The organism is Tatumella ptyseos ATCC 33301, assembly GCF_000735525.1.
Lineage (GTDB): Bacteria > Pseudomonadota > Gammaproteobacteria > Enterobacterales > Enterobacteriaceae > Tatumella > Tatumella ptyseos.
The window spans coordinates 74449-98658 of sequence record NZ_JMPR01000054.1; the positions used below are offsets into that span (position 1 = coordinate 74449).

General features: G+C 53.3%; 22 protein-coding genes and 1 riboswitch. Of the genes, 9 read left to right on the forward strand and 13 right to left on the reverse strand.

The genetic code is table 11. From position 1 onward, the window contains the following. Positions 1-358 precede the first annotated feature (358 nt). Complete coding sequence (locus GTPT_RS16320; RefSeq protein WP_029990024.1) at positions 359-940, forward strand: NAD(P)H-dependent oxidoreductase; 582 nt, start codon at positions 359-361, stop codon at positions 938-940. A 3-nt stretch (positions 941-943) separates the two neighbouring features. On the opposite strand, the gene GTPT_RS16325 is transcribed toward GTPT_RS16320, so the two are convergent. Both GTPT_RS16325 and GTPT_RS16330 read right to left on the reverse strand, forming a co-directional pair. Further along, entirely contained in the window at positions 944-1852 is a 909-nt protein-coding gene (locus GTPT_RS16325) for a LysR family transcriptional regulator (protein ID WP_025903208.1), read from the reverse strand. 146 nt (positions 1853-1998) lie between these two features. Further along, positions 1999-2325 (reverse strand): MoaF-related domain-containing protein, encoded by a 327-nt coding sequence (locus GTPT_RS16330; protein WP_025903207.1) that lies wholly within the window; start codon positions 2323-2325, stop codon positions 1999-2001. Between the two features lie 196 nt (positions 2326-2521). Between GTPT_RS16330 and GTPT_RS16335 the strand changes: the two genes are divergently transcribed. Continuing rightward, the gene (locus GTPT_RS16335; protein WP_025903206.1) at positions 2522-3379 is read left to right on the forward strand and encodes a LysR family transcriptional regulator; all 858 of its coding nucleotides are present in this window, start codon (positions 2522-2524) and stop codon (positions 3377-3379) included. 232 nt (positions 3380-3611) lie between these two features. Then, entirely contained in the window at positions 3612-4529 is a 918-nt protein-coding gene (locus tag GTPT_RS16340) for a DMT family transporter (RefSeq protein WP_025903205.1), read from the forward strand. Positions 4530-4598: 69 nt separating this feature from the next. On the opposite strand, the gene parE is transcribed toward GTPT_RS16340, so the two are convergent. From parE to nudF, 5 genes are read right to left on the reverse strand one after another with little or no spacing between them, the layout of a single operon-like run. Further along, positions 4599-6494, reverse strand: coding sequence for a DNA topoisomerase IV subunit B (parE, locus tag GTPT_RS16345; protein ID WP_025903204.1), 1896 nt, complete (start codon positions 6492-6494; stop codon positions 4599-4601). A gap of 47 nt (positions 6495-6541) precedes the next feature. After that, positions 6542-7123, reverse strand: a complete 582-nt coding sequence (gene yqiA / locus GTPT_RS16350) for an esterase YqiA (RefSeq protein ID WP_025903203.1) — start codon at positions 7121-7123, stop codon at positions 6542-6544. 3 nt (positions 7124-7126) lie between these two features. After that, positions 7127-7954 carry a 3',5'-cyclic-AMP phosphodiesterase gene (cpdA, locus tag GTPT_RS16355; protein WP_025903202.1) on the reverse strand — a complete coding sequence of 276 codons (828 nt, stop codon included), beginning with the start codon at positions 7952-7954 and terminating at the stop codon, positions 7127-7129. Positions 7955-7999: 45 nt separating this feature from the next. Beyond that, positions 8000-8425 carry a DUF1249 family protein gene (locus tag GTPT_RS16360; protein ID WP_025903201.1) on the reverse strand — a complete coding sequence of 142 codons (426 nt, stop codon included), beginning with the start codon at positions 8423-8425 and terminating at the stop codon, positions 8000-8002. Beyond that, positions 8422-9057 carry an ADP-ribose diphosphatase gene (gene nudF / locus GTPT_RS16365; RefSeq protein ID WP_025903200.1) on the reverse strand — a complete coding sequence of 212 codons (636 nt, stop codon included), beginning with the start codon at positions 9055-9057 and terminating at the stop codon, positions 8422-8424. Before nudF ends, GTPT_RS16360 begins: the two co-directional genes overlap by 4 nt. A 224-nt stretch (positions 9058-9281) precedes the next feature. On the opposite strand from nudF, the gene tolC reads away from it, so the two are divergent. From tolC to GTPT_RS16380, 3 genes are all read left to right on the forward strand, one after another. After that, positions 9282-10763 (forward strand): outer membrane channel protein TolC, encoded by a 1482-nt coding sequence (tolC, locus tag GTPT_RS16370; RefSeq protein ID WP_025903199.1) that lies wholly within the window; start codon positions 9282-9284, stop codon positions 10761-10763. A 141-nt stretch (positions 10764-10904) separates the two neighbouring features. After that, positions 10905-11555, forward strand: coding sequence for a DUF1190 family protein (locus GTPT_RS16375; RefSeq protein WP_025903198.1), 651 nt, complete (start codon positions 10905-10907; stop codon positions 11553-11555). An 8-nt stretch (positions 11556-11563) separates the two neighbouring features. Further along, positions 11564-12724, forward strand: coding sequence for a glutathionylspermidine synthase family protein (locus GTPT_RS16380; protein WP_029990027.1), 1161 nt, complete (start codon positions 11564-11566; stop codon positions 12722-12724). 54 nt (positions 12725-12778) lie between these two features. Here GTPT_RS16380 and ygiD read toward each other — a convergent pair whose 3' ends face one another. After that, entirely contained in the window at positions 12779-13564 is a 786-nt protein-coding gene (gene ygiD / locus GTPT_RS16385; RefSeq protein WP_029990028.1) for a 4,5-DOPA-extradiol-dioxygenase, read from the reverse strand. Positions 13565-13744: 180 nt separating this feature from the next. Next, positions 13745-14401: a 3,4-dihydroxy-2-butanone-4-phosphate synthase gene (gene ribB, locus GTPT_RS16390; protein ID WP_025903195.1), complete on the reverse strand. Its 657-nt coding sequence runs from the start codon at positions 14399-14401 to the stop codon at positions 13745-13747. Between the two features lie 109 nt (positions 14402-14510). After that, positions 14511-14659, reverse strand: a riboswitch (FMN riboswitch). A gap of 180 nt (positions 14660-14839) precedes the next feature. Here ribB and ubiK point away from each other — a divergent pair. Next, a complete protein-coding gene (gene ubiK / locus GTPT_RS16400) occupies positions 14840-15148 on the forward strand; it encodes a ubiquinone biosynthesis accessory factor UbiK (protein WP_025903193.1) in 309 nt (102 codons plus the stop codon). Between the two features lie 54 nt (positions 15149-15202). On the opposite strand, the gene hldE is transcribed toward ubiK, so the two are convergent. The 3 genes from hldE to GTPT_RS16415 form a co-directional block, all read right to left on the reverse strand. After that, entirely contained in the window at positions 15203-16633 is a 1431-nt protein-coding gene (hldE, locus tag GTPT_RS16405) for a bifunctional D-glycero-beta-D-manno-heptose-7-phosphate kinase/D-glycero-beta-D-manno-heptose 1-phosphate adenylyltransferase HldE (protein ID WP_029990029.1), read from the reverse strand. A gap of 185 nt (positions 16634-16818) precedes the next feature. Beyond that, on the reverse strand, positions 16819-19653 hold the full coding sequence (glnE, locus tag GTPT_RS16410) for a bifunctional [glutamate--ammonia ligase]-adenylyl-L-tyrosine phosphorylase/[glutamate--ammonia-ligase] adenylyltransferase (RefSeq protein WP_029990031.1): 2835 nt from the start codon (positions 19651-19653) through the stop codon (positions 16819-16821). A 49-nt stretch (positions 19654-19702) separates the two neighbouring features. Further along, positions 19703-21022: a CYTH domain-containing protein gene (locus GTPT_RS16415; RefSeq protein WP_025903190.1), complete on the reverse strand. Its 1320-nt coding sequence runs from the start codon at positions 21020-21022 to the stop codon at positions 19703-19705. A gap of 200 nt (positions 21023-21222) precedes the next feature. Between GTPT_RS16415 and GTPT_RS16420 the strand changes: the two genes are divergently transcribed. Further along, on the forward strand, positions 21223-21846 hold the full coding sequence (locus GTPT_RS16420; protein ID WP_025903189.1) for a TIGR04211 family SH3 domain-containing protein: 624 nt from the start codon (positions 21223-21225) through the stop codon (positions 21844-21846). Positions 21847-21972: 126 nt separating this feature from the next. Then, complete coding sequence (locus tag GTPT_RS16425) at positions 21973-23202, forward strand: multifunctional CCA addition/repair protein (protein ID WP_025903188.1); 1230 nt, start codon at positions 21973-21975, stop codon at positions 23200-23202. Positions 23203-23256: 54 nt separating this feature from the next. On the opposite strand, the gene bacA is transcribed toward GTPT_RS16425, so the two are convergent. Then, on the reverse strand, positions 23257-24075 hold the full coding sequence (gene bacA, locus GTPT_RS16430; RefSeq protein ID WP_029990033.1) for an undecaprenyl-diphosphate phosphatase: 819 nt from the start codon (positions 24073-24075) through the stop codon (positions 23257-23259). Between the last annotated feature and the right edge of the window lie 135 nt (positions 24076-24210).

Consider the following 24210-nt stretch of genomic DNA (forward strand, 5'->3'; position numbering starts at 1 on the left):
GATACGCTCAGTCCCTCCGCCATACTCAGATCCGTCACCCGTTCCGCGATCCCCGGGTCAATATTATCGCTGTCAGTGTCGCTGACTGCAGAAAATAACGGGTGTTTTCCCGGCAACCGCTCCCGGCCTGCACAATGTACTCAGCCCCGGCCATTCCCGATGTTCAAAAAAGTGGCCTTCCTGCCCGTATGTTTTCTTCCCGGGCCCCGGTCAGAGATCACAGCCCGCAACGGCTATCCGATACCCCGGGCACTGAGCGATTATTGCATCGGCAGCAACATTCTTCTGCTCACTGCAGGGTTTTTTTACTCATCCTCAGAGATCATAATGCGTAAAAATACTTAATGAGGAAACAGCGATGAGCCAGATACTGATTATTGATGGAGGGACCACTTTCGGTCACTCCGCCGGACGATTAAACCACACCCTGAGTGAAGAAGGTGCCGCAGAACTTCGCCGTCTTGGGCATCAGGTCTCCGTCACGCGTATCGATCAGGGCTACGATATCGAGGCAGAGATCGATAAATTCGTCAGCCATGATGTGGTCATTTTCCAGATGCCGGGTTGGTGGATGGGTGAACCCTGGACCGTTAAAAAATATATCGATGAAGTATTTACCTATGGTCATGGCCGTTTGTATGCCAGTGACGGACGCAGCCGCGAAGACAGCACCAAAAAATACGGTTCAGGGGGCCTGCTGCAGGGTAAAAAATATATGTTATCTCTGACATGGAATGCTCCGCTGGAAGCCTTTACCGATCCGCAGCAGTTCTTTGAAGGTGTCGGGGTCGATGGCGTGTATCTGCATTCCCATAAAGCCTGTCAGTTCCTGGGTATGAGCCCGTTACCGACCTTTATCTGCAATGATGTGATTAAAGATCCGCAAGTGCCGTTCTATATCTCGCAATATCAGCAGCACTTACAGAAAGTATTTAACTGACCACTACCGGTTCACTAACAGACCGTGCTGATGCACGGTCTGTTGCAGATAATCAAGAAAGCAGCGTACCCGTGCCGTCAGAGAGGTATTCCGGTAATACACGGCATGCACCGGAAGCTGCATCGGGTGCAGAACCTGTTCCAGTACCGGTACCAGCAGCCCCTGACGCAGTGCAGATGCAGAAGCAAAATCAGAGAGCCTGGCGATACCTTGCCCGGCAATGGCAAGCTGCAGGATAGTTTCCCCGCTTGAAGCCCGTAACGTGGGAGTGACCTGTAAAAGTTCATTCTGCGCATTCATCACCGGCCAGTGATTGTGTACCGCCGGCTGGGAAAATCCCAGTGTCCGGTGCTGACTGAGTTCATCACTGTGACGCGGCGTACCATAGCGGCGGAGATAGTCCGGGCTGGCAAATAAACGTAACGGGCTGTACCCCAGCAACCGTGCATGGATCCCTGAGTCCTGCAATACCCCCATCCGGATAGCGATATCCGTTTGCTGCTCAAGCAGATCAATAGGTAAATCGTCAGTGGCCAGTTCAGGTTCAATCTGCGGGTATTGTTCTATAAATCCGCCAATAAACGGCACAATGACATGCTGCATAAATGAAGGGGCGGTGTTGATGCGTAATCTGCCTGCCGGGGTTTCCCGGCGGATCGCCAGCTCATCTTCGGCAGACGCCATGGCAGCCAGAATTTCCCGGGCTCGCTGCAGAAATAATGTCCCTTCCGGCGTCAGTGCCATTCTGCGGGTAGTACGCAACATCAGGGCGGTTTCAAGTTTACGTTCCAGGCGGCTCAGTGTTCTGCTGACTGTCGACGATGTCATATCCAGCTGTGAGGCGGCGGCCGTGATGGAGCCACTGTCCACGACAGCTATCCAGATCCGCATATCCTCAAGAGTAACTTTCATCAATTATTTTCCCGGCAGGTTCCCAGCCTTATCACCGGCCGGAGAGACCTGACAGGCTGCCATTGTGACTTATTGTGCCGAGTTTGCCATCAGCAGGCCCGCGATGACCAGAGAGCCCGCACAATATACCTGCTAAATGCTTCCCTTTACTCCCCGCCGGTAGGTCGGATTTTTCCTTCCATCACATAAAAATCCCCGGTCATAGTGGTGTAATAAGCATAAGAAATACCGGTTTTAAAATTATCGCAATGCACGACGGTATTATTATCTGACTCCTGCCAGCTCAGCAGAAAGCTGCCATCCGCCAGTTCACGCCACTGGAAAGGAATTTCCATCACGGTCCCGGTTAAGTCGCCCGATAAAAACTCCACACGAATAAGATCGTTCTCGGCATGATAACTGTTAATAATCTGCAGACCATTATCCATCGTTAAGGTAAAACTCTGGCCTGAATGAGGGAAAAGTGTTGCCATTGCTATTCTCCGTTAATCATTAGGGTTATCGGACTGCGTAACTGATATTACGTCGCTGTCGTCCGGGATCACAGGACATCATGATTTAAGATCTTCCTGTCTACCGGGTCATCATATCTTCTGTCTGCGAAGTGTTTAACTTACAATCCGGATACAGTGAATGGAATATTATTCCGTAATCAGACCCGGAGCGTACATGTATTCTGTGAAGGATTTATCTGTTTTTATTCAGGCAGCGAACAGCCAGAGCTTTGCCAAAGCGGCCAGTGCACTCGGTATGACGCCTTCCGCCGTGGGCAAAGTGATTCAGAAAATTGAACACCGTCATAATATTCTGCTGTTCCGGCGCAGTACCCGGCATATTTCTCTGACGGAGGAAGGTGAACTTCTTTTACATTATGCCACGACTATCGTCAGTGAATTTGATAATGCCATAAGTGCCTTCAGTGATCTTAAACAGAATTACCGGGGAAAACTGAAAATCAGCGTACCGAATATCGATGGTCTGTTCAGCCGACTGCTGGCAAAATTTATGCAGGCCTGGCCTCAGACTGAGCTCGACGTCGATGTCAGTGATGATCACAGCGATATTATTAAAGATGGCTTTGATGCGGTGATACGTTTTGGCGAAAGTCATGATTCGCGATTATATGCCAGAAGTATCGGCACATTATCCATGGCTGTTTTCCATTCCCCGGCCTACGCGCCTGCAGAAAAGCTGAATGCGAATCGTTTTCTGTTTTACCGTTATCCTTCCACTGGCCGGATTGAACGATGGGATGGCGCGATCCCGTTCGACCCGCGGGAAGTCAGACAGGCATCCGCGTTCAACTCGGTGCCGCTCATCCATCAGTTATGCCTTGCGGGGGCCGGACTTGCGTATCTGCCCGAATATATTTGCCGGGAAGCCGTCGCGGAAGGAAAACTTATCCGTTTAGCCGGCAGTGAAACATCCACCCGCACGGTAAATATTGTCTGGCCGGATAACCGTCATACAGGACCTAAGTTACGTGCCTTTATCGATTTCTTTGCCCGTGAATTTCCGTCCTGCTAGCGTATCCGACAAAACTCACAGCAGCCCCGGAAAGACAGACAATCCCTGAGAAAAAAGAGCCGGAGCGGTGATCGCAGACTGTCCCTGGCTCGCCATCAGGACAATAATTGTTTAACAGAATCCGGATACGCAGAACCAAATTCTGTATTTATCAGAACGGCTGACGCTCACGTGACACTGACGTCAAAAAATGGTTTCTATACGTTTTATCGCCATGGTTTGTCTGAAATTAATGAATACATCTCGTCAGGGAGTTTATCTGGTACTGCTGGCCGCGACACTGTGGGGAAGCTCCGGGGTCAGTGCCCAGTATCTTTTCCGGTCTTATGCTCTGAGCCCCGGCGCTGTCACCATGATCCGGCTACTGTTTTCCGGTCTGATCCTGACAGCACTCGGTCTGCTACAGGGCAGCCAGCCGGGGAAAATGTTTCGTGAAAGGTCGACGGTGATCAGGCTGATTATTTTCAGTGTGTTCGGGACGCTGATGATACAGCTCTCCTTCCTGATCACTATAGAGAAGACCAACGCCGCGACCGCGACCGTATTACAGTTTCTGGCCCCTGTCGTGCTGGTCCTGTACACCGTCGTTACCCGCCGGAAATTGCCGGGAATGATGATTTGTATTGCTGTACTGGCCTCACTGGCAGGAACATTATTAATGGCAACAAAGGGCCATCTGACATCCTTACAGCTTTCTGCTTCAGGTCTGATTTGGGGATTGATCTCCGCCTGCGCGGCGGCATTTAACGCCGGGTATTCCTCAGAATTAATACGCCGGTTCGGCACATTGTCTGTCACGGGGATAAGTATGCTGATTGCCGGTGTCGCCCTGGTACCGTTTTATCTGCCGGGTCTGGACCTGCGTATGCTGGGCATTTCCGGCGGATTGGCTCTGGGTTATCTGATCCTGATAGGGACCGCGCTGACGTTCAGTCTGTTTCTGAAGGGGGCTTATCTGACCGGAAGCCAGAATGCCAGTATTCTGAGCTGTGCGGAGCCATTGAGCAGTGCTTTCCTGTCGGTCATACTGCTGGGCGTTCCTTTTGGCTTGCCCGAATGGACAGGCTCTCTGCTCATTCTTTTCTCCGTCGTGCTTATCTCTCTGGCGCCGGATCCCAACCGCTCAGCACGACGATTAACCGAACTGTAATCGCCACAGATAACGGGGGATTTCACCGCAGTTTAACGCCAGGCAGACACCTGCCTGCCTGGCCGGGACTCAGACTTCGATATCCGCTTTATCACCCCGTTCCTGCAACCAGTTACGACGGTCTTCAGAACGTTTTTTCGCCAGCAGCATATCCATGATTTTCAGGGTTTCATCCCGATCATTCTCATCAACAGACAGCTGAACCAGTCGACGGGTGTTAGGATCCAGTGTCGTTTCACGCAGTTGCATCGGGTTCATCTCACCTAACCCTTTGAAGCGCTGAACATTCACTTTCCCTTTCTTGCGTTTCAGTTGCTCCAGAACACCGGCTTTTTCGTCTTCATCCAGGGCATAGTAAACTTCTTTCCCTAAATCAATACGGTACAATGGCGGCATCGCGACATAAACATGGCCGCCCCGGACCAGTGCCGGAAAGTGACGGACGAATAAGGCACACAGTAAGGTGGCAATATGCAGCCCGTCGGAGTCCGCATCCGCAAGGATACAAATTTTGCCATAGCGCAGCAGGCTCAAATCTTCGCTGTCCGGATCCATACCAATCGCCACAGAAATATCATGAACTTCCTGTGAGGCCAGCACTTCATCGGAAGAGACTTCCCAGGTATTCAGGATCTTCCCTTTCAGCGGCATAATCGCCTGATATTCGCGATCCCGGGCCTGTTTAGCGGACCCCCCCGCGGAATCCCCTTCCACCAGAAACAGTTCGGTTTTGTTCAGATCCTGGGCCGTACAATCTGCAAGCTTGCCTGGCAGCGCCGGGCCGCTGGTGATTTTTTTACGCACCACTTTTTTGGCAGCACGCATACGGCGCTGGGCACTACTGATGGCCATTTCTGCCAGTTGTTCCGCCTGCTGAACATTCTGGTTCAGCCACAGGCTGAAGGCATCTTTAACAATTGCCGAAACAAAGGCCGCTGACTGGCGCGAAGAAAGACGTTCTTTTGTCTGACCGGCAAACTGCGGGTCCTGCATTTTGACCGATAACACATAGGCACAGCGATCCCAGATATCTTCGGCGGACAGTTTGACACCCCGCGGCAGAATATTGCGGTACTCACAGAAGTTACGCATCGCATCCAGCAACCCCTGACGCAATCCGTTAACGTGCGTGCCTCCCTGCATTGTCGGGATCAGGTTAACGTAACTTTCGGTCAGTAACTCTCCGCCTTCCGGTAACCAGAGCAATGCCCAGTCCACGGCTTCCGTATCGCCGGAAAAAGTCCCGACAAACGGTTGTTCCGGCAAGGTGATCAGGCCATCAACGGCCTCTTTCAGATAGTCTGTCAGGCCGTCTTCATAGCGCCAGCGCTGCTCGGTATTCGCCGCTTTATCCCGAAAAATAATCTCCACGCCGGGGCAGAGAACCGCTTTTGCTTTCAGTAAATGGGTTAGCCGGGTGACGGAAAAGCGCGGGCTGTCAAAAAATGACGCATCCGGCCAGAAGTGAACCCGTGTCCCGCTGTTACGGCGACCGACGGTGCCGACCACCTGTAAGTCTTCAACTTTTTCACCGTTTTCAAAGGCCATCGCAAAGACTTCACCGTTACGGCGAACAGAGACTTCAACACGGGTCGACAGTGCGTTTACGACCGATATCCCGACCCCGTGTAAGCCGCCCGAAAACTGGTAGTTTTTATTAGAGAACTTACCCCCGGCATGTAAGCGACAGAAAATTAATTCAATCGCCGGCACCCCTTCTTCCGGGTGGATATCGACCGGCATTCCCCGGCCATCATCAATCACTTCCAGCGACTGATCCGCATGCAAAATCACTTCAACGCGTTTTGCATGCCCGGCCAGCGCTTCATCGATACTGTTATCAATGACTTCCTGGCCAAGATGGTTAGGACGCGCAGTATCCGTATACATGCCTGGTCGCCGACGGACAGGCTCAAGCCCGGTCAGTACCTCAATAGCATCCGCGTTATAACTTGATTGGGTCATTGTTCTCTTTTCGTTTTTTCTGAATTAGGTTGGTTCGCGCTGCATGGTCAGTCGCAGGCTAATCCCAGGAAATCAATCAACTGTGGAAAATAGCGTTCAAAACCGCGGAAGGCATGGTCTCCCCCTTCCTCGACTGTCTGGCGGCAGGCTGAGTAACAGGTCAGCGCCTGCCGGTAATCAAGCACTTCATCGCCGGTCTGTAATAACAGCCATAAAAGATCCGGTGCAACCAGGGGGTCGACCTGCATTGCCTTCAGGTCATGGATATGGCGAGACTCTAACACATATTCCCGGCCCGTGTACGGGTTCCGGTTATCGCCAAGATAGTGTTGCAGCAGTTCAAAAGGCCGGGTCGCAGGGTTTATCACCACCGCAGGCAGCATAAAACGCTGTGACAGCCAGGTGGCATAATACCCGCCGAGAGACGACCCCACAATGCCCGCAGGCTCTCCGGCAAATTCCGGGACCAGTGCATCCAGCATCCTGGCGGCGTCATCGGGATAATCCGGTAACTGTGGCGTGATCATGGTGACTTGCGGGTAATGTTGTTGCACCCATTGCTGTAGCAGGGTGGCTTTCACAGAACGGGGGGAACTGTTAAAACCATGCAGGTAAAGCAAAACAGACATGGATTAATATCCTTCAGATTCCAGATCGGGCAGGAAATCGGTCGTGTTGAGACGACAAACGGCAGTCTCTATTTCTCCGCCCGGTTTCAGAGTTAACCAGCGCCAGCCCGGTGGCAGGGCATCAATAGTAAAACCGCTGCAATGGGGTTTAAACTGGACACAGGTGGAAGGCGAAGAGAGTACCCGACGGCCCTGCCAATCCTCATCCATTTCCTGGTGGATATGCCCGCAAATCAGCGCCCTGACACGGGGATAGCCCTGCAGTACGGCATCCAGCTGGTGAGAATTACGCAGGCTATGCTGGTCCAGCCAGCGGCATCCGGAAGGTACCGGATGATGATGCAGCAGGATGATCGTATCACGTTCCGGTGAGCGGGAAAGTGTCGTTTCAAGCCATTCCAGCTGAAAGTCACACAGCATGCCATGGGGGACACCATACACCTGACTGTCCAGCAGCAACATCTGCCAGTCATCACCCAGCAGTACATGCCTGCACTGACTGATACCGGCACTGGCCAGCGTATCATACATGGCTGGCTGAAAATCATGGTTCCCCGGTAACCAGACACAGGGGGCGGGGAGACGGGAAATACCTTCCGCAAAATTCCGGTATGCCTGTACCGAATGGTCCTGAGCCAGATCACCGGTAGCGATGATCAAATCAAAATGATCCTGTTGCTCAAGGATAGCATCTAACACCGCCTGGAAGCCTGCCCAGGTATTCACGCCCAGCAGAGATTCGTGCCTGCCCTGAAACAGATGGGTATCTGTTAATTGCAGCACACGTATCTGTGCATTGTCGGCGATCCGGGGGGTTAGCACACTATCCAAGAGATATCCTTTGTGAGCACACGATTATCGGGAAAGGGCCCGGGGTTAACACATCGCTTCGGCCATCGTACCTTGCAGCAGGCAGTAACGGAGCCATTCGGCCAGGAACTGATTAATCTGATGTTTTTCATCACGCTGATGCAATTTGTTATTCGGATAATCATAGCGCGCTTTAAAACGATAGATCTGTTGTGTTGAACACACTTCCGCAACACGTGCATCATGATAAAGCCTGACAGACATCGCAGGCAGACTCCAGTAGCTGACGGCAGGCGCGGTCTGACAAAGATTAATGCGGGTGGTGTAGCGCGTGGATTCTTCAATAGTCAGGCGATAACGTGCACTGTTAATCTGATACGTTATGCTCTCCCCTTCCCGCTCCTCCCGGGGCAACAGCCGGCGCAGTTGCGCATAGTTCGTCTCGTTAAGACGCATCATTTCAGGGAAATCGGGAGTGTAGCGTTGTGTCATGTGGCCTTCCATTCTTCTTTCAGTCGTCTGTGATGCAGCTCAAGCCACTGCAGGGCAATCACTGTGGCTGCATTATCGATAATCCCCTTTTCTACCCATTGATAAGCCTGCTCCCTGCTCACCACCCTGACGAGAATATCCTCGTTTTCCTCTGCCAGCCCGTGAGTTCCTTGAGCCTTCGAAGCATCAGCCTCTCCGGCCAGCACAGTGATCCGCTCACTGCTCCCGCCGGGGCTCGACAAATAATTGATCACAGGTTTCAGCCGGCCCAGGGTTAAACCGGTTTCTTCTTTTGCCTCGCGCCGTGCCACCTGCTCATCAGATTCATCCTTACCTATCATACCCGCCACTATCTCAAGGAGCCACGGGGTTTCACTGGTATCATAGGCCGGAATTCGTATCTGTTCTATCAGCACAACCTGGTCACGGATAGGGTCATAAGGCAGCACCGCAACGGCGTGTCCCCGCTCCAGAACTTCACGTTCAATCACCGGGCTCATCCCGCCGGAAAATAAACGATGCCGAAAACGGTAGCTAATCAAAGAAAAAAAACCTTTATACCGGCTTTCCCGTGTCATAATTTCTACATCGTGATGCCCGAAAGTCAGGGGCGATTTTTTTATCTCCGCCATAGCGTTACTCCTGATAACCTATAATGACAACCCGGTATAACGTTATATACTGCAAATGTTACACCCCGTTGCAGGTACATATTTGGCCCTTATTTCGCGCTATCCAACCCGGATGGCACGTTAAGCCAACTTAACATGCCATCTTACTCTGATAGAATCGCTGATTATTTTTTGGCACCCGATAGCACTATTTATGCAATTTCGCTGCAATACAAGGAATGCAAATGAAAAAATTGCTCCCCATTATTATTGGCATGAGCCTTGCCGGCTTCACACAGCTTAGCCAGGCAGAAGATCTTCTCCAGGTTTACCAGCAAGCCCGTACCTCTAACCCTGACTTGCGCAGTGCTGCTGCCGATCGTGATGCCGCATTCGAAAAAATCAATGAATCACGCAGCCCTCTGTTACCTCAGTTAGGTCTGGGTGGCGATTACACTTTCAACAGTGGCTATCGTGATAACAGCGGTGTTCGCTCCAACACCGGCAGTGCCTCATTACAGCTGACACAGACTATTTTTGATATGTCTAAATGGCGTGCGCTGACGTTACAGGAAAAAACCGCCGGTATTCAGGATGTTACTTATCAGGTTGCACAACAGGATCTGATCCTGAATACGGCAACAGCCTATTTCAATGTGTTAAAGGCTATTGATACGCTTTCTTATACTGAAGCGCAGAAACAATCCATTTATCGCGAATTGGATCAAACAACTCAGCGTTTCAATGTCGGCCTGGTCGCGATTACTGATGTACAGAACGCCCGTGCACAATATGACAGTGTATTAGCGAATGAAGTCACTGCCCGTAATAATCTTGATAATATGGTTGAAGCCTTACGTCAGGTCACAGGGAATGACTATTACTCGCTGGCCTCGCTGGATATGTCCCGTTTCCGGACCGAGAAACCGGAAGCCGTGAATGCATTGCTGAAACAAGCGGATAATCACAACCTGACCTTATTGTCGGCGCGCTTATCGCAGGATCTGGCCCGTGAACAGATTAAATATGCTGAAACCGGTCATATGCCTACGCTGGGCCTGACGGCATCTACCGGAATGTCTAACAGTAAGTATGATGGCTACCGTGCACATACCACGTCGTCCACTCAGGACTCGATTGCCGGAACAACTCAGGTCGGCCTCAGCCTTTCTATTCCGTTGTACAGCGGCGGTGCCGTCTCCTCAGAAGTGAAGCAGGCAGAATACAGCTTTGTCAGCGCCAGCGAAAAACTGGAAAGTGCACATCGCTCCGCGGTCCAGACCGTACGTTCCTCGTTTAATAACGTGAATGCCTCCATCAGCAGCATTAATGCGTACAAACAGGCCGTCGTTTCTGCCAAAAGCTCGCTGGATGCGATGGAAGCAGGCTACCAGGTGGGTACCCGTACTATCGTCGATGTACTGGATGCCACCACTACCCTGTACAACGCAAGACAGCAACTGTCAGATGCACGCTACAGTTATCTGATTAATCAGCTGAATATCAAGTATGCACTGGGAACCCTGAATGAACAGGACCTGGCCACACTGAATGCTCAGCTGGGTAAAGACGTATCTACTTCACCGGATACCGTTGCGCCTGAAAATCCGCAACAGGATGCTGCGGCAGATGGCGACACCTCCGCACAAGGTAATGCTGCAGTGACACCGGCCGCAGCACGTCAGAACGTCACATCACAACGCAGTGGTAACCCTTTCCGCCACTAGCCCTGATCCGCCGGGGACAACTCCGTTCCCCGGCGAAACGTATAACAACGTAAAGATCCCCGTGCGCTCCCTGCTTCTGCTTCATTTTCGACCAGCCATCCCCTATTCTTAGCCCTGATCTCTGGGCTCAGGAAAAATAAAATGAAACGGACAAAAAATATACGTCATGCTGCCTTTCGAAAAGGCTGGCAGCCTCGCCATCTGACGCCGGTGGCGATGGCTTTTTCCGCAGTATTTATGGTCAGTGGCTGCGAACAAAAAGACGAGAAAGTCTCAATGTACATGAATGCTGACCAGTGCAGTCAGTCAAATCCCGGGCAGTCCGCACAATGTACCAGCGCTTATAACAGCGCCGTCAAAGAAGCCGCCCGTACTGCCCCGAAATATGCTACCCGCGAAGACTGTGTCGCCGAATTCGGTGAAAATCAGTGCCAGCAGGTACCGGCTGCCGCAGGGACTGAACCTCAGCACAGCAGCAGCCCCTGGATGCCACTGATGGCGGGCTACATGATGGGGCGCATGATGGGTGGGGGGATGGCCCAGCCGCTGTTCAGCCCGCGTAATGCGGCAAGCCCGGCCCGGGGACAATTTGTGGATGCCTCCGGCCGGAGCTACGGTCCGGCAACGGGCGGACGAAGTGCGACCGTGCCGAAAACCGCCATGGCACCGAAACCGGCAACCACCACCACCATTACCCGTGGCGGTTTCGGAGAGTCCGTGGCGCGTCAGATGCCAATGCAGCGTCATAGCGCTGCACCCGCTGCCCGCAGCGGCAGAACCTTCGGAGGCTGATGCCTGGAATGCAACGACAACTGATCACCGAGCGCCCTGACTGGCGCAGGAAAGCCGAAGAATATGGCTTCCGTTTCCATACTCTGTATGGCGAACCTTACTGGAGTGAAGAAGCCTGTTACCGCTTCACGCTGCCACAGGTTGACTATCTGGAAGAAGTGACGGCAGAACTGCATCAGATGTGTCTGCAGGCCGTCGACAGAGTGATCCACAGTGAAGCACTGCTGGATAAATTCCGCATTCCGGCACATGTCCGCCCGTTTGTCGCCGATGCCTGGAAAAACCGGCAACCGTCACTTTATTCCCGGCTGGATCTGGCCTGGGGAGGCGAAGGCGATGCTAAACTGCTGGAAAATAATGCCGATACACCGACCTCACTGTATGAAGCCGCTTTTTTCCAGTGGATCTGGCTGGAGGATCAGGTGGCGGCCGGGCATCTGCCCGCCGGCAGTGATCAGTTTAACAGTCTGCAGGAAAAACTGATCGAGCGTTTCCGTCAGTTACAACAACATTCCGGCATACAACTGCTGCACCTGAGTTGCTGTCGTGATACCGCCGAAGACCGGGCAACAGTACAGTATCTGCAGGACTGTGCCAGCGCGGCCGGTGTCGATAATGATTTTCTGTACATTGATGATATCGGGCTGGGTGAAAAAGGTCAGTTCACCGATACCGGCGACAGAGTGATCAGTAATCTGTTCAAGCTCTATCCCTGGGAACATATGTTCAGGGAATCCTTTTCCATGAAACTGGCCGATGCCGGGGTTCGCTGGCTGGAACCGGCCTGGAAAAGCATTATCTCGAATAAAGCCATCCTGCCCTTGTTATGGGAGATGTTTCCCGGCCACCCGAATCTGTTACCGGCGTGGTTTGCTGAAGATAATCCGCCGTTGCCGGAGAAATATGTTATCAAGCCCTTATTTTCACGCGAGGGAGCCAATATCCGTATTATGGATACCCGGGGCGAAGTTGCCCGTGCCGATGGCCCGTACGGCGAAGAAGGCTATATTATTCAGCAATTTCATCCGCTCCCGGTATTTGACGGCAATTACACCGTGATTGGTAGCTGGCTGATAGATGATGCGCCGGCAGGTATCGGACTGAGGGAAGATAAGCAAATGATCACGCAGGATCTCTCGCGCTTTTACCCGCACTATTTCACCGGATAAGCTGACCGGAGAGAGGCACCGGCGGGGATCCCGGCGATCCCCGCCACCGTAACGTTATTCCATCAGCACCGACAGCATACTCAGAGATCCCATCTCGATACCGTCGACCGGAACAGAGATCTTATCACCCGGCTGAAATGCGCCCAGAATATAAAGTAATGGCAGATAGTGTTCAGGCGTCGGGTTAGATAAGGCGGCCCCTTCATGCTGCATAAAATTCACCAGCGGATGCTGAGACGGCTCGCCCTGCCAGTTCAGGTTCTCACGGACAAAATGATTAAAGGATCCTGCCCACGGGTACACTTCATTATCGCCTCCCCAACGCGCTTTCTGCAGGTTATGGACCACATTCCCGCTGGAAACAATCATGATCCCCTGCTCACGCAGCGCTGCCAGTTTCTGTCCGAGAACAAAGTGATAGCTGGCCGGTTGCGTACCATCAATACTGAGCTGCACCACCGGAATAGAAGCATCCGGGTACATTTTAATCAGCACTCCCCATGACCCATGATCCAGCCCCCACTGCTGATCAAGCGCTACCGGGACCGGTGACAATACGTCGGCCACTTTTCTGGCCAGTGCCGGCGCGCCCGGAGCAGTGTACTGCGTATCAAACAGCGCCTGCGGAAAGCCCCCGAAATCATGAATAGTGCGTGGCTGTGCCATCGCCGTCACCGCGGTGCCGCGGGTATACCAGTGGGCAGACACCGCCAGAATGGCGTCAGGTCGGGGTAACCGTTCCCCCAGCTCGCGCCAGCATTCGGTATAACGGTTTTCTTCCAGTACATTCATCGGGCTGCCATGGCCGAGAAACACCGCCGGCATACGTGAGGCTGTCATATATTTACTCCGCAATTCAGATGGCTAATGCATGACACGATACGCTTTCCATCACGGATTACACCCGGATAACGGTGATGATCATTTTCAATGAATTTGAATAAGGAAGAATGGCCCACCCGCCGTGAGCCATAAAAAAAGCTGACAAAATGTCAGCTTTTGAGGGAGTTCGTCGCGGAATTAAACCGCCTGACGGTTATCGTGCACCTGGCGCCAGGCAATCAGATCTTCGATAGTGACAACCGGCATATTATGTTGTTTTGCAAACAGAATGGCTTCCGGTGCTCGGGCCATGGTACCGTCATCGTTGGTCAGCTCACACAGCACACCCATCGGTTTAAAGCCTGCGAGACGGACCAGATCGATAGTCGCTTCCGTATGGCCGCCACGGGTAAGAACTCCCCCTTCACGGGCGCGCAGCGGAAACACATGGCCGGGACGGTTCAGGTCTGAAGGCTGAGCATCATCGGCGATAGCCGCACGGACTGTCGTAATACGATCCTGTGCCGAAACGCCGGTGGTAACCCCCTGAGCAGCTTCGATAGTCACGGTGAACCCGGTACCGTAAGCGCTGGTATTATTATCCACCATCATCGGTAACGCCAGGTGACGGCGGCGTTCTTCGGTCAGACACAGGCAGACAATACCGCTGCCGTGACGAATGGTCAGCGCCATCTGTGGCACGCTCATTGTTTCTGCGGCGAAGATCATATCCGCTTCATTTTCCCGGTTTTCGTCATCCAGCACCATGACGCCGCGATGTTCCCGGAGTGCAGCCAGTGCACGCTCTACACGTTGTTCAGACGTGCCAAATTCAGAAAGAAGAGTCTGATTCATGGTAAAAATCCTTTGATTATCAACGTTACCAGAATCAGGGCAGCTTAGGAGGAATGTCAGCAAGACATAAAAAATAACGGCATGGACCCACCCGGGGCCATTGGATTATCGTTACCCTCTCCCATCCGGACTTTAACCGTCGGCCCCGGAATTACACCGGATCTGCTGACCTTCCGCCATTGGCTGAAGCGCTCGCGGGCTTTCAGTAGACACTGATTTACCGCCGGTGGGGAATTTCGCCCCGCCCTGAGAATAAGCAGATCCACTATATCCCCAATCCGAAAAAACGGCAATCAGGCGAAAGGCAAAAGCTATTAACATTTATTGCTTTTAATTTATGGTTTCCCGTTGACCGTTGAAGCATTACACTTAATCTTATCCGGGACAGCCACCGGCGGTGCCGAAACCGCTTTCGGGCGTACATTACAGGAAACAGTCATGATAGATACGAAGAAAATTGAACAACTTGCCCGCCAGGTGCATGACGCGATGCCGCAGGGGATCCGTACTCTGGGCGATGATGTCGAAAAGAAAATTCGTCAGGTATTGCAGGCGCAACTGGGCCGGATGGATTTAGTGAACCGCGAAGAGTTCGATATTCAGACTCAGGTTCTGCTCCGTACCCGTGAAAAACTGACTGCACTGGAGCAACGTCTGGCCGCTCTGGAAAGTCAGAGTACCCCCGACGTTCCTGTAGTCGTGGCTGATGCTGACGCAGAAGACCACAAACCGTCTGCAGCAGAATAAAAGAACGGGAGCCAGAGGCTCCCGTTTTTCAGTCCGTCAACTGCCCGTTAAAACTCAGGACTGACGGCTTTTAATGGTGTTAATGATATTCGTGGTAGAAATACCATCTTCAAAATTCAGAATGCGAACCTCACCGCCATTGGCAATCACCTCTTCGCCTCCGGCAACCTCTTCCGGCCGGTAATCGCCACCTTTGACCAGCAAATCCGGTAATACTTCGCTGATCAGTCGCTGAGGGGTATCTTCTTCAAATGCAACAACCCAGTCTACGGCTTCCAGAGCGCCCAGCACAATCATACGGTTCATCAGCGCATTCACCGGACGGCTTTCGCCTTTCAGACGACGGGTAGAAGCATCACTGTTCACGGCCACAATCAGCCTGTCACCCAGCTTACGGGCATGAGCCAGATAAGAAACATGCCCGGCATGCAGAATATCGAAACAACCGTTGGTCATGACGACCTTCTCTCCGCGGGCACGGGCCTGCGCGACTGCCTGTTTCAGCTGCTGTTCATCCATCACCCCGAATCCGCTTTCCGGACGGGCATGAATGGCATTTTCCAGCTCTACCGGACTGACCGTCGAGGTACCCAGCTTACCGACAACCACCCCTGCCGCGGCGTTGGCCAGGAAACAGGCATCTTCCAGACTGCATCCGGCCGCCAGTGAGGCTGCCAGCACACCAATCACCGTATCACCGGCCCCGGTGACATCGTAAACTTCCTGCGCCAGAGTCGGTAAATGTACCGGTGCTTTGCCTGGCTGCAATAAGGTCATGCCGTGTTCGGAACGGGTCACCAGCAGCGCAGACAGTTCATATTTTTCCATCAGAGTCATACCGCGGCCGATAATTTCGGCTTCATCACGGCATTTGCCAACCACGGCTTCAAACTCTGACAGGTTCGGTGTCAGTAACGTTGCGCCACGATAACGTTCAAAATCAGTCCCTTTCGGGTCGATCAGTACCGGGACTCCGGCCTCGCGGGCAAGACGGATCAGCGTTTGTACGTCAGCCAGGGCTCCTTTCGCATAATCAGAAAGCACCACCGCACCGACCTGATCGACAGAGGCTTTCATACGCTGACGGATAGGTTCCGGGTCAATGTCCCCGAAGCCTTCTTCAAAGTCCAGACGGATAAGTTGCTGGTTACGCGACAGGATCCGTAATTTGGTAATGGTCGGATGGGTACTGAGGCGGACAAAATCACACCCGACCTGTACCTCTTCGAGTGTCCGGCATAATGTGTCAGCCGCTTCGTCTTCCCCGGTCAGACCAATAATGCGTGAAGCCGTCCCGAGGGCCGCGATATTCATTGCGACGTTTGCCGCGCCGCCAGGCCGCTCTTCCACGGTTTCCACTTTAACCACGGGCACCGGCGCTTCAGGAGATATGCGTTGTGTCGGCCCATACCAGTAACGATCCAGCATCACGTCACCAATTACCAGTACACCCGCACGGCCAAAATCAGGCAGCGTTACTTTCATTCAAACGACTCCAGACAGCAATTAACCAGACCAAAAATTTTTGCCGATAATACCACAAACACCCTTCAGTGTTTGCTATCTGCAAGACCTAAAGCGCTGGCCTGACACATCAGCCAGCAAAATACCCCGAAGTTAAGGCAACATAGACGAAAAAAAGTTGCCAGCCACTCAGGGTATTAAAAGGGTTACGTCGGCTGTTCAAGCCAGTGCTGCCAGCTCTGTTGCACCCTTTTCCTCTGCGGCAGATAGGCATCTTCATCCACCGTCGCGGGCAGGGATTGCAGTGCGAGATGATGCAGCGCCTCCCGGAGTGAGACGTAAGCAGCGCTTAACTGCTCTGCCTCCTCAGCAGGCATCACGCCGTGATGTGCCATAGCTTCAAAGATACGGATATTATCCGACCAGCGGGCCAGCGCCGGCTGACTTGCCGCCTGTCCCAGCACCAGATACTGGGCAATAAATTCGATATCCGTGATCCCGCCCTGATCTGTCTTAATATCCCAGCGGTGTCTGACCTTACTGCCGAGATGCTGACGCATTTTTTCACGCATTTCCCGCACGTCTTTCTGCAGAGCCGGCAACATGCGTGACTGACAGAGGACTTCCCGGCGAATTTCATCGAAACAGGTCGCAAGCCCGGGATCACCATAAACGATACGGGCACGGACAAGCGCCTGATGCTCCCATGTCCAGGCCTCTTCCAGCTGATATTGCCGGTAAGCACTGAACGTACTGACCAGCATACCGGCCGCGCCTGACGGACGCAGACGGGCATCCACTTCATACAAAATGCCCGACGCGGTGCGGGTGCTGAATAAATGCATAATTTTCTGGGCCAGCCGCAGATAGAACTGACGGCCATCAATGCTGCGCCCGCCATCGGTAAAGGCATCCTCAGGACAGTCATGCAGAAAAACCAGATCCAGATCAGAGCTGTAACCCAGTTCAAGTCCGCCAAGTTTTCCGTAACCGACCACCGCAAATCCCCGCTGCTGCATATCACTGAGGTGCGAAGGCCGGCCATAGCGCTGAACCATCACATTCCAGGCCTGTTGCACCACAGTTTCAAGGATCGCTTCAGCAAGCCAGCTCAGGTGATCACTGACTTTCATTACCGGTAATGCCCCGGCAATATCGGCAGCGGCAATACGCAACTGCTGAGTCTGCTTAAACTGGCGCAGTGCTTCCAGTTGCTGTTCTTCATCATCCACCGGTATGCGCATCAGATACTGACGTAATTCATCACGATAAGCATCCGTGGCCGTCGGCTGGTAAAGTGTCGCCGGGTCCAGCAATTCATCCAGTAATAACGGATAACGGGCCAGCTGATCGGCCACCATCGGAGACGCTGCACATAACCGGATCAGGTGAGACAGTGCACCGGGATGTTCCGTCAGCAGCTCGAGATACGTGCTTCGTGTCAGCACTCCCGTCAGCAGGGGGAGCAGTCGCTGCAACACGGTATCCGCCTGCGGACGAGGGCAGAGTTCTGCCAGCAGACGCGGCATCAGCTGGTCCAGCGCCAGGCGGCCCCGGGGGCCGATGGTACGGCGGTTAGCATCGTGACGGAAGTGGTGTAAGTGGTGCAGTAATTGCCGGCGCTGCTCTTCATCCAGTGCCGGTGTCAACGGGCTAAGTTCTTCGCCGGTGTAATCACCCAGCCATAATTCATTATAATCACCCGGCGCATGTTGCCCGGGCGCATCGGGAATGTCTTCGCCGATCAGTGCATCAAAGATGGCCCGCACCCGCGACATATGCTGTGCCAGTGCCGTACGAAGCTGCATCCAGCCGTCAGTTCCCATCGCCCAGGCCAGTCTTTCCTGCTGCAGGGGATCCGAAGGCAATGTCTGCGTCTGCTGATCACCGATGCTTTGCAACAGGTTTTCCAGCCGGCGCAGCCAGAGGTAGGCCGTCCGTAACTGCTCAGCCTCCTCTGCCGGTAACAGATGGAGCGTAGCAATAGCCTCCAGTGCGGCAAGCCAGGAACGCTGCTGAAGAGAACGCTCACGTCCGCCACGGATCAGCTGAAAGACCTGAACAATAAACTCACACTCACGGATCCCTCCGGCGCCCAGCTTAATATTATCCGTCAGCCCGCGACGGCGGACCTCACGGGCTATCATGCTTTTCATCGTGCGTAACGACTGGATCACACTGAAATCAATATAACGCCGGTAGATAAACGGACGCAGCATCTGCTGCAGCTCCTGGTACCCTTCATCGTCCGCGGCCCCCATGATCCGCGCTTTGACCATGGCATACCGTTCCCAGTCACGCCCCTGCTCCTGGTAGTAGTCTTCCATGGCCGCAAAACTCATGACTAAAGGTCCGCTGTCGCCGAAAGGCCTCAGACGCATATCGACCCGATACACAAAGCCGTCGGGGGTTTGCTGATCCAGTAGTTTTATCAGACGCTGACCCATGCGGGTAAAAAACTGCGTGTTGTCGAGTTCCCGTCGCCCCCCGCGGGTCGTCCCGTTTTCAGGCCAGGTAAAAATCAGATCGATATCTGACGAGAAATTCAGCTCGCCGCCGCCCAGCTTGCCCATTCCCAGAATATACAGGGTCTGGGGTTTTCCATCGGCATTACAGGGGGTTCCCCATTCCAGACAACACTGGCGGTAGGTCCAGTCGCGGGCCGCCACGATCAGGACCTCCGCCAGCTCACTCAACTGACGCAGGCTTTGTTCCGTACCGGCCAGAGAAAGTGTCTGCATCCAGGCAATACGTACCAGCATATGCCGCCGGAACTCTCGCAATATCTGCATCACCGCAGCTTCACTGTCAGCCGGCTGTAACGCGGTGCTTAGCCACGACGAATACTGTTGCCATTCCTCCGCCTGAGGCGGCTGTTGCTGTATCTGCTGCCACCAGCCGGGGTGCTGTTGTAAGCTTTCGCAGATAAAGTCACTGAATGCCAGCGCGGCCGCCGGCAGGGTATCCGGTGATAGCGGCGGAGCCAGGGTAGCGGCCGCTTTACCGGCCAGATCCTGCAACAACGAAGGTAACGGCAACATACACTTTTCCTGTGAGTTCTGTTGAAGGGCTGCCTGTAGTCTGCAGCGATTATTCTCTGTTTCTGGCCGCCTCGTTACCGTTCAGCCAGAAAGGGGCCTGCCGGTGAAGCGAACGTAAGGTCCAGGGGAGATCGTCGTACTGCTGTTCATTAATTTTTTTCAGTGCCAGCCACCAGGGTGCCAGCCACTCATCGACCGCCGACAGCGGGTAGGCACCGCAGAGCAGGCAGACAGCCAGTAACTGCTTATGAATTTTCAGAGCCCTGTCCTGATATTCAGACACCTGATTAACTCCACTGGTGATCTGTTTTAATTCAGCGAAAACCCGCCCCAGCATCACATCACAGAAGCGTTTAAACGAACCTTCCATTTTTTTACGGTGTTTCTCTTCCAGCAGAGCTTTCCACGGTTGTTCGATTAACCAGTGAGTCAGTGTCAGCTGAGTTTCTGCAGAAACGGCAGAGAAACAGAGCGTTTCAGCCGCAATGTCACCCGTCATCGCCTGTTCCAGTGCCAGCAACTGTTCGCGCAACTGCCCGCTGGCTTTGCGCGGAAGCATGCCACCGAATAATGTAAACACTTCACGGATCGCCAGCAGAATTTCCTGTACCCGGGCTGCCGCTTTGCGATCACCGTTCAGCCAGAGTTCTTCATGGTACTGCCACTCCGCCAGTAAGGTGGAGAGCATCGCCTGTAAGCCCTGCTCGCAGTTCAGTTTCTTATCCGACTGCAGACGCGGGAACGGATGGACATCTTTCTGCGGATTGCCCTGAGCCAGATGATAACCGCGTGCAGCTTTACTCAGGCTGCCAGGACGCAGCCCACCGTCACGGATCAGTTCAAAAGCAAAAGCCATTAAATCGTGACGGGTTCCCTGTTTCAGTTCCAGTTCGACTTCAAATAATGGCACCTGTAGTTCACCGGCTATCACCGCACCCTGATCGAACGCTACTTCGATTTCACTGCCGGCATAGGTGATAAGCCAGATTTCCCGGGCAAAGTCGGTCTGAAACAGCGGGTGCAATTGTTGCTGCAATGCCTCAACATCCGTGCCTTCCGGCCAGACATCTGCAGGCAATAAACGGATATCCAGAGCATTCGAGGTTAAGCTGACATTATATTCCGGACGCTGATGCAAGCCGCCGATCGTCTGTCCGCGGGTTTTCAGCGTCATCTCATAGTGGTTATCAACGCCACGGATGCGTAACCCCATATCCCAGCGACGCAGCTGGTTGTCAGACGTTTCAAAATAGATGTTTGCCAACGCGCGGGGTTCGAAATGCTGGCCCGGGCAGCTATTCAGGCGTTCTGCCAGACGGGTCACGGCTTCTTTACTGGCAATGAACTTTAATTCTGTTTCTATGGTCATAGGATCTCTGAGTATCACAATTGCTATCAATTAACCGGAGAATTACTCCTTAACCAGAGTAATCGACTAAAGACTCAATGTCCTGGATTTGTTAGGCTTTACCATCGCCGAGAACAGGAAAGTTCTCATTTATATCTCTACGGCCCCTCGCCAGACTGTGGCATTGAACTGACCCCTATAATATGCAAAAACGACGTCGAATGAATAAAATTACTCGTACAGGTATTTTTCTGCTGGCTTTCACCGGTATTGCGCCGGTCGTCCATGCAGACACCACCCGCTATATTTCTGATGAGCTGTCCACCTGGGTCCGCAGTGGCCCCGGGGATCAATACCGTCTGGTCGGCAAGCTGAATGCCGGAGACCAGGTCACCTTGTTACAGACGGATCAGAATACCCACTACGCCGAAATTCGTGATGGCCAGGGTCGGACTAACTGGATCCCGCTGTCACAACTGAGTGATACCCCCAGCCTGCGTACCCAGGTACCGCAACTGCAGCAACAAGTGAAAGATCTGACCGATAAACTGGCAAATATCGATAACAGCTGGAATCAGCGTACGGCTGATATGCAAAAGAAAGTGGCCGGCAGTGATACGGCTATCAATACGCTGAAGCAGGAAAACCAGGATCTGAAAAATCAGCTGATCGTCGCACAGAAAAAAGTCAGTGCCGCGAACGTTCAGTTGGATGATAAGCAACGCGCCATCATTATGCAGTGGTTTATGTATGGCGGCGGGGTGCTGGGGATCGGTCTGCTGATCGGTCTGTTGCTGCCTCATATGATCCCGCGTCGCAAAAACAGTGACCGCTGGATGCGCTAGCCGCGACAGACTGATCTCTGCCGGGGACACGACTGCCCCGGCAGAGGATTTCCGGCAGATAATTTCTGAATTGTCATAGTCATGTATACTCTGGCAGGTATACGTGGGTGATAAAGGAGTTATGCCGTGAAAACATATCTGGTCGGCGGTGCCGTCCGTGATGCCCTGCTGGGGTTACCGGTGAAAGATCGGGATTGGGTGGTGGTCGGAGCAACCCCCGACACGCTTCTGTCACAGGGATACCAACAGGCCGGACGCGATTTTCCGGTATTTCTGCACCCGGTCAGCCATGAAGAATATGCACTGGCACGCACCGAACGTAAGGCCGGCCATGGCTATACCGGTTTCACCACCCGCTTTTCCCCGGATGTCACGCTGGAAGACGATTTGCAACGACGGGACCTGACCATCAATGCGATGGCTCAGGACAGCGACGGGCAAATTATCGACCCCTGGCTGGGCCGGCAGGATCTGAACCAGCGTCTGCTGCGTCATGTTTCCCCCGCCTTTATCGATGACCCGTTACGGGTTCTGAGAGTTGCCCGTTTTGCCGCCCGTTTCTCGGCGCAGGGGTTTACCATCGCCCCCGAAACCCTTTCCCTGATGCAACAATTATCCGCCAGCGGTGAACTGGCACACCTGACCCCGGAAAGGGTGTGGAAAGAAACCGAAAAGGTGCTCAGCGGACCCGCTCCGGAGGTCTATTTTCAGGTGCTGCGTGACTGTGGTGCTCTGCAGGTATTGTTCCCTGAGCTGGATAATCTGTTCGGCGTCCCCGCGCCGGCCAAATGGCATCCTGAGATCGATACCGGCATCCACAGCCTGATGACGCTGGCAATGGCGGCGTCACTCACCGATGATCCCGCCGTGCGTTTCGCCGCGCTGTTTCACGACGCCGGGAAAGCCCTGACCCCGCCGGCCCTCTGGCCGTCACACCCGGGTCATGGCGTGGCTGGACTGCCACTGATCACCGCCCTGTGCCAGCGCCTGAAAGTCCCGAACCATTACCGGGATCTTGCGTTACTGATCACTGAGTTTCATGACGTACTGCACACGATTGAGCGCCAGCCGGCAGAGAAGATTATCGGTTTGTTTGACAGTATCGACGGCTGGCGAAAACCCGAACGTATTCTGCAACTGACGCTCGCCAGTGAAGCTGATGCCCGCGGCCGGGCAGGATTAACCGCTAATCCTTACCCCCAGGGGGCTTTTGTCAGAAAGATGTATGAGATTGCCGCCGCCGTACCGGTCGCGGCGATTGTTCAGGCAGGATTTAAAGGGCCGGAGATACGTCAGGAACTGACAAAGAAACGGACGGAGGCGTTAATCCCGTACTGTCAGCCACCAGGTGAATAGTTAAAAGATGCCGGGCCACACCCTCTGTGGCCCGGCACCCGCGTCATTGCCGGATTAGCTGAAAATCGCAAACACGATCGCTGCCAGGATAAAACGGTAAATCGCAAACGGGATAAACGACATCCGTTTGATCACGCCGAGGAAGGTTTTGATCGCCACCAGAGCGACGATAAATGCCATAATAAATCCGGTAGCAAACATCGGTATGTCACTGACCGTCAGGAAGCCCATGCTTTTATATAAGTCCAGCGCGGTTGCCCCCATCATCATCGGAACCGCCAGCAGGAAAGAAAACTCTGAGGCGGCAAAGCGACTGACTCCCGTCAGCATTCCCCCGGAAATGGTTGCGCCTGACCGCGAGAAACCCGGCCAGAGCGCAAGACACTGAAACAGACCGATCATAAAAGCCTGCCGGTAGGTGATATCATCCAGACCGACGGCTTTCGGTTGTGCCGGCTTCAGTTTTTCGGCCAGAATCAGTAACACCCCCCCGGCGACCAGCGCATACATGACATTCATCGGCGTAAATAACGCTTTAATTCTGTCGTGCAGGAGCAGACCGATAACTACCGCAGGGATCATCCCCAGTAAAATATGGATCAGCGTCAGCTGCCCCTGACCTTCACCTTCATGGGGAACCTGACCAAAACGGATACCTATCAGACCAAACAGTCGCCGCCAGAACATGACGACCACGGCCAGAATTGACCCCAGCTGGATCACCACTTCAAACGTTTCGGCGGTTTTATCTTCAAAACACAGCAAGTGACCGACGATGATCATATGACCCGTCGATGACACCGGTAAAAACTCTGTTAACCCTTCCACTATGCCTAAAATAGCGGCAACAAACAGGTGATGCATATCTGCCATCCGGGACTACCCTCTTTTTTATTCTGCCCTTAAAAACTCCCCATCACCGTCTGATTTTCAGACGGTATACAACTGCCAGGGTCCGGTTACCACGGCTGCGGAATGTCTGAAAATTCCGTAACGTAATAAATGAAC